The following is a 7,745-nucleotide window of genomic DNA, read 5'->3' as shown; positions in this document are numbered from 1 at the left end:
CGTCAGGACCGGGCCCGGGCCCGGGCCCGTGACCGGGCCCGTGACCGGGCCGGGATCCGGCTCAGCCGCCGAGCCGGTCCACCGCGGTCACCCGCAGCACCGCCCGGCCCTCCTCGTCCGAGCCGTACAGGTCGACCTCGGCGCTGATGCCCCAGTCGTGGTCGCCCTCCGGGTCGTCGAAGATCTGCCGGACCCGCCAGGAGGAGTCCTCCTCCTCGATGATCAGCATCTTGGGGCCGCGCGCGTTCGGGCCGGTGCCGAGGTCGTCGTACTCCTCCCAGTACCCGTCCATGGCGTCCGCCCAGCGGTCCGCGTCCCAGCCGTACTCGCCGTCCAGCTCGGCGAGCTCCTCGTAGTGCTCCAGCGCGCACAGCTCGACCCGGCGGAACATCTCGTTGCGCACCAGGACGCGGAAGGCGCGGGCGTTGGCGGTGACCGGCGCCGGCTTGTCGTCCAGCCGCACCTCGGCGGTGGCCGCCTCGGTCGGGTTGGCCAGCTGCTCCCACTCGTCCAGCAGGCTGGAGTCGACCTGGCGGACCAGCTCGCCGAGCCAGGCGATGACGTCCTTGAGGTCGTCGGTCTTCACGTCCTCGGGGACGGTCTGCTCCAGCGCCTTGAACGCGCCGGCCAGGTAGCGCAGCACGATGCCCTCGGTGCGGGCCAGCTCGTAGAAGCCGACGTAGTCCGAGAAGGTCATCGCCCGCTCGTACAGGTCGCGGACCACCGACTTCGGCTGCAGCTGGTGGTCGCCGATCCACGGGTGCGCCCGGCGGTACACCTCGTAGGCGTGGGTGAGCAGCTCCTCCAGCGGCTTCGGGTAGGTGATCTCCTGGAGCCGTTCCATCCGCTCCTCGTACTCGATGCCGTCCCGCTTCATCTCGCCGACGGCCTCGCCGCGCGCCTTGTTCTGCTGGGCGGCGAGGATCTGGCGCGGGTCGTCGAGGGTCGCCTCGACGACCGAGATCACGTCCATCGCGTACGAGGGCGAGGTCGGGTCGAGCAGCTCGAAGGCGGCCAGCGCGAAGGTCGACAGCGGCTGGTTGAGCGCGAAGTTCTCCTGGAGGTCCAGGGTGAGGCGGACGATCCGGCCCTCGGAGTCGGGCTCCGGCAGCCGCTCCACCACGCCGCCCTCCAGCAGCGAACGGTAGATGGCGATCGTGGTGCGGATGTGCCGGCGCTGCGCGGCCCGGTCCTCGTGGTTGTCGGTCAGCAGCTTGCGCATCGCCTCGAAGGCGTTGCCCGGGCGGCCGATCACCGACAGCAGCATCGCGTGGCTCACCTTGAACCGGGAGACCAGCGGCTCCGGGTCGGCGCCGATCAGCCTCTCGAAGGTCTCCTCGGTCCAGCCGACGAAGCCCTCCGGGGCCTTCTTGCGGACCACCTTGCGCTTCTTCTTCGGGTCGTCCCCGGCCTTGGCGATCGCCTTGTCGTTCTCGATCACGTGCTCCGGGGCCTGCGCCACCACCTGGCCGACGGTGTCGAAGCCGGCCCGGCCGGCCCGGCCGGCGATCTGGTGGAACTCGCGGGCGCGCAGGATGCGCACGCGCTGCCCGTCGTACTTGGACAGGGCGGTGAACAGCACCGTGCGGATCGGCACATTGACGCCGACGCCGAGCGTGTCGGTGCCGCAGATGACCTTCAACAGGCCCGCCTGGGCGAGGCGTTCGACCAGCCGGCGGTACTTCGGCAGCATGCCCGCGTGGTGCACGCCGATGCCGTGACGCACGAAACGGGACAGGTTGCGGCCGAACTTGGTGGTGAAACGGAAGCCGCCGATCAGATCGGCGATGGCCTCCTTCTCCGCCTTCGAGCACATGTTGATGCTCATCAACGACTGGGCCCGCTCCACCGCCTCCTTCTGGGTGAAGTGCACGACGTAGACCGGCGCCTGGCCGGTCTGCAGCAGCTCCTCCAGGGTGTCGTGCATCGAGGTGCGGCGGTACTCGTAGAACAGCGGCACCGGGCGGGTCGCGTTGCGCACCACCGTGGTCGGACGGCCCGTGCGGCGGGTCAGGTCCTCCTCGAAGCGGCGGACATCGCCGAGCGTCGCGGACATCAGCAGGAACTGCGCCTGCGGCAGCTCCAGCAGCGGGATCTGCCAGGCCCAGCCGCGGTCCGGCTCCGCGTAGAAGTGGAACTCGTCCATGACCACCTGGCCGATGTCCGCCCGGCCGCCGTCGCGCAGCGCGATCTGAGCCAGCACCTCGGCGGTGCAGCAGATGATCGGCGCGGTCGGGTTCACGCTCGCGTCGCCGGTCATCATGCCGACCTGCTCGGTGCCGAACATCTTCACCAGGTCGAAGAACTTCTCCGACACCAGCGCCTTGATCGGGGCGGTGTAGAACGTCCGCTGCCCCGCCGCCAGCGCCGCGAAGTGCGCCCCCGCCGCCACCAGGCTCTTGCCCGACCCGGTCGGCGTCGCCAGGATCACGTTGTTCCCCGACACCAGCTCGATCAGCGCCTCCTCCTGCGCCGGGTACAGGGTGATCCCCCGATCCTCCGCCCAGGCTGCGAACGTCTCGTACAGCGCGTCGGGGGTGGCGGGCTTCGGCATCAGATCAAGGAGGGTCACCCGGCTATCTTGCCTGCTCGCCGCCACCCCCGGCAAAGCCCGGGGCCGCGACGGGCCGGTCGGGAGGCCGTCAGAACGGTGCGGCGGGCGCCTGCGCGGCCAGCCGCGGGTCGTTCCTGCAGCCCTGGGCGCCGACCAGTTCCCTCGCGACGCGCGGGGCGGCGGCGATCCGGATCCGGTGGACCTTGTTGGCGCAGTCCCCGCTCTGCGCCATCGCGCCGTACTTGGCCATGAACGTCGCCGGGTCCTGGTTGCCGTAGAAGGACGTGGCGAACCGCGGGTCGCTCTTGTGGTGGTCCAGGATGTCCTGGAGGTGCTTGAGCTGGGCGTCGCCGGCCTGGTCGCCGAGGCCGAGGATGTAGGTGGCCGCCTTGGCCTCCTCCTCCGGGATGCCGCCGACGGGGTTGGCGTTGAACGCGGTGCCGTCGCTGCCGGTGTCGTCACCCAGGGCCCGGGAGGCGTCCTGGTCCGCCTCGGTGGCGCGGTCTATCGCGTCGCCGATGGCCTTGGCGGCGGTCTCGGCCTCGGCCTTCCAGCTCTTGGCGTACTCGGCGTCCTTCTTGTCCTCCTGGGTCGTGGGCGGCGGCCAGTGCACCGCGCCCTCGCCGTCGACGGTGAGACCCTCGTGCATCGCGTTCTGGACCGCGGTGGTGAGGCCGTTCTTCGCCGCCGTGATCTCGGTGTGGGCGTCGCGGAGCGTCTTGGCCAGGGCCGAGGCCTCCTCGAAGGCCGCGTGGATCTGGTCGCGGGCCCAGGTGAGCTTGGCGTTGGCGAGGCCCGCGGCGTCGCCGTGCCAGCCGGACTGCTGGATGGTGCCGATGACCTCGTTCTGCATCCGCTGGGTGAGGTCCCACTTGCGGACCAGGCTCTCGAAGTCGCCCGCCGCGGAGGCGAGGCCGCCGAGGTCGACCTGCTGGAGTTGACTGAACGTCACCATGATCGTGCTGTATCCCCCCGTTCCCGCCGGCGCTAGCTTCCGGCGCCCTGCGCCTGGTTGAAGTGGGCCTGGATGTCCGAGTCGGTCCTGGTGCAACTCTGGGCCGTGGTCTGCAGGTTGGTGCCGATGTCGCCGACGGTGCTCTGCAGTCCGCTCGACTGGCTGGTCCAGGTGCCCCAGGTGGCGGTGAGCGCGCCGCCGAGGTTCCAGCCCTTGAGGGATCCGGCGGCGGCGTTGACGTGCTCGCCGGGCTGGTCGCACTCGGTCTTGACGGAGTCCCGCAGGGCGAAGGCGTTCTGTGCGGCCTGCTGGAGAATGCCGGGGTTCACGGCGACGGTCTTGCCGCCGGCCGCCGGGCTCAGCGAGACCGGTGCGGCGCCGGCGCCGGCCAGGTCCGGGAACTGCTTCTTGGCCTCTTCGGTCAGGTTGCCCTTGTCGTCGAAGAGCCACGGATTCATGCGACGCTCGAATTCGAGGTCGGTCATTGTTTCCCCCCGGATAATGATCGGCATAGATCGTACTATTTTTGCGGCCATGATTTCGGTGAATTGACTATTGATACCTGGTTGACGTGTGGTGAATCACGACTGGATTGGCCGGTTCATACTGTGCCGATCCGCACATTGCCCGACACGCGGCGGCATGCCAGAGTGCCGGGCATGAACCATCCGCTCGCGGCCGAGCCGCGCTCCGCCGTCCCCGTCCCCGCCCCCTCCTCCGCCGCTCCCGCGCACGTCTTCGACTGGCTCGACGAGACGGCCGCGATGCGGGCCGAGGCCGGGCTGACGCGGACGCTGCGCAGCCGGGCCGCGGACGACCCGGTGCTGGACCTCGCGGGCAACGACTACCTGGGCCTGACCAGGCATCCGGTCGTCGCCCGGGCGGCCGCCGACGCGGCGCTGCGCTGGGGCGGGGGCTCGACCGGATCGCGGCTGGTGACCGGGACGACCGCGATGCACACCGAACTGGAGCAGGAGCTGGCCGAGTTCTGCGGAGCGGAGGCCGCGCTGGTGTTCTCCTCCGGGTACACGGCCAACCTCGCGGCGCTGACCGCGCTCACCGACCCGGACACCCTGATCGTCTCCGACGCCTACAACCACGCCTCGCTGATCGACGGCTGCCGGCTCTCCCGCGCCGACGTCCACCGGGCCCCGCACAGCGACCCGGCGGCCGTCGCCGAGGCGCTCGCCGGGCGGGCGCAGCCGCGGGCGCTGGTGGTCACCGACTCGGTGTTCTCGGTGGACGGCGACGCGGCCCCGCTGCCCGCGCTGTCGGAGGCCGTCCGCGCGCACGGCGCCGCCCTGTTGGTGGACGACGCGCACGGGCTGGGCGTGCTCGGCCCCGGCGGCACCGGGGCGCTCGCGGCGGCCGGGCTCGCCGGGCAGCCGGACACCGTGGCCACCGCCACCCTCTCCAAGTCGCTCGGTTCGCAGGGCGGTGTCGTCCTCGGCCCGCGCCGGGTGATCCGCCACCTCACCGAGACCGCCCGCACCTTCATCTTCGACACCGGTCTCGCCCCGGCCGCCGCCGGCGCCGCCCTCGCCGCCCTGCGGCTGCTGCGCGCCGAGCCGGCCCGCGCCGAGCGTGCCCGCGAGGTGGCCCGCACCCTGGCCCGGCAGCTCACCGCCGCCGGCCTGCACAGCTGCGAGCCCGAGGCGGCCGTGGTGTCCGTCCGTGCCCCGGGCCCCGAGGCCGCCGTCGCCTGGGCCGCCGACTGCCGCCGCGCGGGCCTCGCCGTCGGCTGCTTCCGCCCGCCGTCCGTCCCGGACGGCGTCTCCCGGCTGCGGCTGACCGCCCGGGGCGACCTGACCGACGGGCAGATCGCCGAGGCCGTCCGCATCATCGCCGAACTGGCCCCGGCCGGTGCGCGGGGCGAATGAGCGGACAGCGGGGCGAAAAGCCGCTCGGTGCGGCCGGGCCCGCCGGGCAGGATGGCGGGATGACCGATCTGCGCTGGGACGATCACGTGGCACGGCCTCGGGTACGACGCGGCCGCCGACCGGGTCCGGGTGCTGTGGACGCCGCCGGTGGACCGACCGGGCCGGCCGACTACTTCTTCCTCGCCCGGCTCGGCTGGACCCGGGTGGGCTCGCCGGCTGCCTTGGGGTGGTCCGGCGGGTACGGGAGTTCGCCGAGGCCCTCGTCGCGCAGCTGCTTGTCGTACAGCTCCAGCAGGGGTTCCAGGCGGAACGCCAGGCCGTCCATCTCCGCGTTCAGGTCGCCGAGTTCGGCGAAGCGGGCGGGGAGCGTGCGCAGGTCGAAGTCCTCGGGGGCGGCGTCGTCCAGCTCCTCCCAGCGCAGTGGGGCGGAGGCGGTGGCGCGCGGGCGGGCGCGCAGCGAGTAGGCGGAGGCGATGGTGCGGTCGCGGGCCATCTGGTTGTAGTCGACGAAGATCCGCTCGCCGCGTTCCTCCTTCCACCAGGCGGTGGTGACCTTCCCGGGCATCCGCTGCTCCAGCACCCGGCCGAGGGCGATCACCGCGTGCCGCCCGTCGGTGAACGTCCACTCGGGCGCCAGCGGCACGTAGACGTGCAGTCCGCGCCCGCCGGAGGACTTGGGCCAGCCCCGCAGCCCGTACTCCTCCAGCAGGGCGCGCAGTTCGTGGGCGGCGCGGACGGCGTCGTGGAAGTCGGTGCCGGGCTGCGGGTCGAGGTCGATCCGCAGCTCGTCGACGTGGCCGGTGTCGGAGCGCCGCACCGGCCAGGGGTGGAAGGTGAGGCAGCCCAGGTTGGCGGCCCACAGTACGGCGGCCGGCTCGGTGGGGCAGATCTCGTCGGCGGAGCGGCCGGAGGGGAACTCGATCCGGGCGGTGGGCAGCCACTCCGGCAGGCCCTTGGGGGCGCGCTTCTGGTAGAAGAACTCGCCGTCCACCCCGTCCGGGAAGCGCTGCAGGGTGGTCGGCCGGTCGCGGAGACCGCGCAGCACCCCGTCGGCGACGGCCAGGTAGTACCGCGCGACGTCCAGCTTGGTGAAGCCGCGCTCGGGGTAGTACACCTTGTCCGGGTTCGACAGCCGGACGGTGCGCCCGGCGACTTCCAGTTCCACGGCTGAGCCCATGCCCCACACGCTAAGCGCCGGGCGCCCGGCGCGCGCTCCGGGGCGAAGCGGGCGAGGATCGGACGCATGGACCTGCCCGTGATGCCGCCGGTGGCGCCGATGCTCGCCAAGTCGGTGGCCAGGATCCCGTCCGGGATGCAGTACGAGGCGAAGTGGGACGGCTTCCGCTCCGTCGTGTTCCGCGACGGGGACGAGGTGGAGCTCGGCAGCCGCACCGGAAAGCCGCTGACCAGGTACTTCCCCGAGCTGGTCGAGGCGTTCAAGCGGGAGCTGCCGCCGCGCTGCGTGCTGGACGGCGAGGTGGTGATCGCCCGGGACGGCCGGCTGCGCTTCGAGGAGCTGCTGGAGCGCATCCACCCGGCCGCGAGCCGGGTCAGGCTGCTCGCCGAGCGGACCCCGGCCTCCTTCGTCGCCTTCGACCTGCTCGCCCTCGGGGAGGAGAGCCTGCTGGACGAGCCGCTGTCGGTGCGCCGTCCGGCCCTGGAGGCCGCGCTCGCCGACGCCGCCGACCCGGTGTTCACCGCCCCCGCCGCCACCGACCTCGACCTCGCCCGGACCTGGTTCGCCGAGTACGAGGGCGCCGGGCTGGACGGGGTGGTCGCCAAGCCGCTGGACCAGCCGTACCGGCCGGGGGAGCGGACCATGTACAAGATCAAGCACGAGCGCACCGCCGACTGCGTGGTGGCCGGCTACCGCGAGCACAAGAGCGGCCCGGTGGTCGGCTCGCTGCTGCTCGGCATCTTCGACGGGGACGGCAGGCTCCAGCACGTCGGGGTCTGCGCCGCCTTCCCGATGGCCCGTCGGCGCGAACTCGTCGAGGAACTGGCCCCGTTGCGGATGGAGGACCTCTCGCAGCACCCCTGGGGCGGCTGGGCGGACGAGGCCGCGCATGCCGAGGGCCGGCTGCCCGGCGCGGTCAGCCGCTGGACCGGTGGCAAGGACCTCTCCTGGATCGCGCTGCGCCCCGAGCGGGTGGTCGAGGTCGCGTACGACCACATGGAGGGCACCCGGTTCCGGCACACCGCGCAGTTCCGCCGCTGGCGACCGGACCGCACGCCGGAGAGCTGCACCTACGCCCAGCTGGAGGAGCCGGTCTCGTACGACCTCGGCAAGGTGCTGGGTAGCTGACGACGCGCCGGACACCGCACCCGTGCGAGAGGGCCCGACCCGGTATCGGCC

General features: G+C 72.4%; 6 protein-coding genes. 2 read left to right on the top strand and 4 right to left on the bottom strand.

Going from position 1 to position 7,745, the window contains the following annotated elements:
* Nucleotides 1–61: 61 nt before the first annotated feature.
* From ACWGKU_RS39370 to ACWGKU_RS39360, 3 genes are all read right to left on the bottom strand, one after another.
* Complete coding sequence (locus tag ACWGKU_RS39370; RefSeq protein WP_401049400.1) at nucleotides 62–2,554, bottom strand: DEAD/DEAH box helicase; 2,493 nt, start codon at nucleotides 2,552–2,554, stop codon at nucleotides 62–64.
* 88 nt (nucleotides 2,555–2,642) lie between these two features.
* A complete protein-coding gene (locus ACWGKU_RS39365) occupies nucleotides 2,643–3,509 on the bottom strand; it encodes a hypothetical protein (RefSeq protein WP_452180669.1) in 867 nt (288 codons plus the stop codon).
* Nucleotides 3,510–3,541: 32 nt separating this feature from the next.
* Nucleotides 3,542–3,994 carry a hypothetical protein gene (locus ACWGKU_RS39360; RefSeq protein WP_452180670.1) on the bottom strand — a complete coding sequence of 151 codons (453 nt, stop codon included), beginning with the start codon at nucleotides 3,992–3,994 and terminating at the stop codon, nucleotides 3,542–3,544.
* A gap of 174 nt (nucleotides 3,995–4,168) precedes the next feature.
* On the opposite strand from ACWGKU_RS39360, the gene ACWGKU_RS39355 reads away from it, so the two are divergent.
* Nucleotides 4,169–5,389 (top strand): 8-amino-7-oxononanoate synthase, encoded by a 1,221-nt coding sequence (locus ACWGKU_RS39355; RefSeq protein ID WP_452180671.1) that lies wholly within the window; start codon nucleotides 4,169–4,171, stop codon nucleotides 5,387–5,389.
* Between the two features lie 169 nt (nucleotides 5,390–5,558).
* Here the strand turns inward: ACWGKU_RS39355 and ligD are convergent, their stop codons facing one another.
* Complete coding sequence (ligD, locus tag ACWGKU_RS39350; protein WP_452180672.1) at nucleotides 5,559–6,566, bottom strand: non-homologous end-joining DNA ligase; 1,008 nt, start codon at nucleotides 6,564–6,566, stop codon at nucleotides 5,559–5,561.
* A 66-nt stretch (nucleotides 6,567–6,632) separates the two neighbouring features.
* Between ligD and ACWGKU_RS39345 the strand changes: the two genes are divergently transcribed.
* A complete protein-coding gene (locus ACWGKU_RS39345; RefSeq protein WP_401049392.1) occupies nucleotides 6,633–7,694 on the top strand; it encodes an ATP-dependent DNA ligase in 1,062 nt (353 codons plus the stop codon).
* Nucleotides 7,695–7,745 lie beyond the last annotated feature (51 nt).

Source organism: Kitasatospora sp. NPDC054768 (assembly GCF_053612025.1).
This window is presented reverse-complemented; position numbering and strand designations above follow the sequence as displayed.

Excerpts from the sequence above, each read along its gene's own strand:
- ACWGKU_RS39360 (WP_452180670.1), bottom strand. The coding sequence starts at position 3,994 with ATGACCGACCTCGAATTCGAGCGTCGCATGAATCCGTGGCTCTTCGAC.
- ACWGKU_RS39355 (WP_452180671.1), top strand. The coding sequence starts at position 4,169 with ATGAACCATCCGCTCGCGGCCGAGCCGCGCTCCGCCGTCCCCGTCCCC.
- ACWGKU_RS39370 (WP_401049400.1), bottom strand. The coding sequence starts at position 2,554 with ATGCCGAAGCCCGCCACCCCCGACGCGCTGTACGAGACGTTCGCAGCC.
- ACWGKU_RS39365 (WP_452180669.1), bottom strand. The coding sequence starts at position 3,509 with ATGGTGACGTTCAGTCAACTCCAGCAGGTCGACCTCGGCGGCCTCGCC.
- ACWGKU_RS39345 (WP_401049392.1), top strand. The coding sequence starts at position 6,633 with ATGGACCTGCCCGTGATGCCGCCGGTGGCGCCGATGCTCGCCAAGTCG.
- ligD (WP_452180672.1), bottom strand. The coding sequence starts at position 6,566 with ATGGGCTCAGCCGTGGAACTGGAAGTCGCCGGGCGCACCGTCCGGCTG.